Source organism: Salipiger sp. HF18 (genome assembly GCF_011806505.1).
Lineage (GTDB): Bacteria > Pseudomonadota > Alphaproteobacteria > Rhodobacterales > Rhodobacteraceae > Salipiger > Salipiger thiooxidans.
The window spans coordinates 1-2038 of record NZ_JAATOS010000625.1 but is presented as its reverse complement, the minus strand read 5'-3'; the positions used below and the strand labels follow the sequence as shown (position 1 = coordinate 2038).

At 69.6% G+C, this 2038-nt stretch carries 3 protein-coding genes; all 3 read left to right on the top strand.

Translation table 11 applies throughout. The features are described 5' to 3' along the window. On the top strand, positions 1 to 616 hold a 616-nt coding region (locus tag HC022_RS25070), incomplete at its 5' end, for an ABC transporter ATP-binding protein (protein WP_167454198.1). Further along, positions 609 to 1313: an ABC transporter ATP-binding protein gene (locus tag HC022_RS25065; protein WP_089962865.1), complete on the top strand. Its 705-nt coding sequence runs from the start codon at positions 609 to 611 to the stop codon at positions 1311 to 1313. The genes HC022_RS25070 and HC022_RS25065, both read left to right, overlap by 8 nt. A 2-nt stretch (positions 1314 to 1315) precedes the next feature. Then, a partial coding sequence (locus tag HC022_RS25060; RefSeq protein WP_167454197.1) for an SDR family NAD(P)-dependent oxidoreductase occupies positions 1316 to 2038 on the top strand: 723 nt, incomplete at its 3' end.

Here is a 2038-nt window from a genome sequence, read left to right as displayed (position 1 = left end):
GGGCAAGACCACCGTCTTCAACATGCTCTCGGGCTTCCTGAAACCCGACGAGGGCAAGGTCTCGGTGCTGTCGCCCTCGGGCGAATGGCAGCAGCCGGTGACCCCGGGCGATTTCGCCAGCATCGGTGTCGGGCGCACCTTCCAGATCGTGCAGCCCTTCGCGGCGATGACCGTGGAAGAGAACATCATGGTCGGCGCCTTCCATCGCCACCCGCATGTCGGCGACGCGCGCGAGGCGGCCCGCGAGACGGCGCACCGCATGGGGCTCGGGCCCTACCTCAACGCCGAGGCGTCGAGCCTCACCATCGGCGGGCTGAAGCGGCTCGAGGTGGCGCGGGTGATGGCCATGGAGCCGCGCATCCTGCTGCTCGACGAGGTCATGGCGGGGATCAACCAGACCGACGTGCGCCGCGCCGTCGACCTGATGCTCTCGATCCGCGACACCGGCGTCAGCATCATCGCCATCGAGCACGTGATGCAGGCGGTCATGTCGCTGTCGGACCGGGTCATCGTCATCAACTCCGGCCAGATCATCGCCCAGGGCGACCCGCATGACGTGGTCCGCGACGCGCACGTGATCGAGGCCTATCTCGGAAAGGAGTTCACCCATGCTTGAGGTGAAGAACGTCGACGCGGGCTACGGCTCGACGGTGATCCTGCAGGACGTGTCGCTGCATGTCGAACCCGGCGAGGTGGTCACCATCGTGGGGGCGAACGGGGCCGGCAAGACCACGCTCCTGCGCACCATCTCGGGGCTGGTGACGCCGCGCACCGGGTCCATCACCTTCGAGGGCCGGGACATCACCAGGCTTGCCGCGCACGAGACCGTGGACCGGGGCGTGACCCTGATCCCCGAGGGGCGGCAGCTGTTCCCGGACATGACCGTCCGCGACAACCTGCTGATGGGCGCCTACAGCCGCCATGCCCGCGACTACCAGGACGACACGCTGCACCAGGTGCTCGAGCTCTTCCCGCGACTGCGTGAACGGCTCGACCAGCACGCCTCGTCGCTCTCGGGCGGCGAGCAGCAGATGGTGGCCATCGCGCGGGGCATGATGGCGCGGCCGAAGCTCCTGATGTTCGACGAGCCCTCGCTGGGGCTCGCGCCGATCATCGTGGCGCAGGTGTTCGAGGTCATCGCGCAGGTGGCGGCGACGGGAACCACCGTCCTGATCGTCGAGCAGAACGTCTTCCACACGCTCAAGGCCGCCGACCGCGGCTACGTTCTGGAAAACGGCCGCATGGTGCTGAGCGACGATGCCGAGGCGCTGTTGCAGAACGACCACGTGCGGCAGGCCTACCTGGGAATATGACGATGACGACACGAGAGAAGACGCCCGCGCATCACGAGACACGGGACAGCCACGCAGGCCGCCGGGTGCTGGTCACCGGCGGCGCCAAGGGCATCGGGCTCGCCATGGCCGGGGCCTTCGCCCGGCGCGGCGCCACGGTGGGCGTGCTCGACATCGACGCGGCCGAGGTCGCCGCGGCGGTAGCCGGGCTGCCGGGCAGGGGGGTCGCCATGACCGGCGACGTGAGCGACTACGCCAGCCTCGGCGCGGCCATTGCGGCGGCGGAGGCCGAGATGGGCGGGGCCTTCGACACGCTCATCAACAACGCCGGCATCTCGCCCAAGCACCAGGGCGTCGCCCACAAGGTCTGGGAGCTCGACCCGGACGAATGGCGCCGGGTGGTGGACGTGAACCTGACCGGCTCCTTCAACTGCATCCGGGCGCTGACCCCCGCCATGGTCGACGCGGGCGAGGGCTGGATCGTCAACACCTCGTCGGTGGCGGGCAAGACCTTCTTCCCCATCGTCGCTTGCCACTACGCCGCGACCAAGTCCGCCATCATCGGGTTCACCAAGCATCTCGCGGGCGAGCTTGGCCCGCACGGCATCCGGGTAAACGCGCTGGCGCCGGGGCGGATCGCGACCCCCATGGTCGCGGGCGTCGCGCCCGAGCTCAACGAGGCCGAGGTCCGCCGCACCCCGCTCGGGCGGCTCGGCGAGCCTGCCGAGGTCGCGGACACCGCGCTC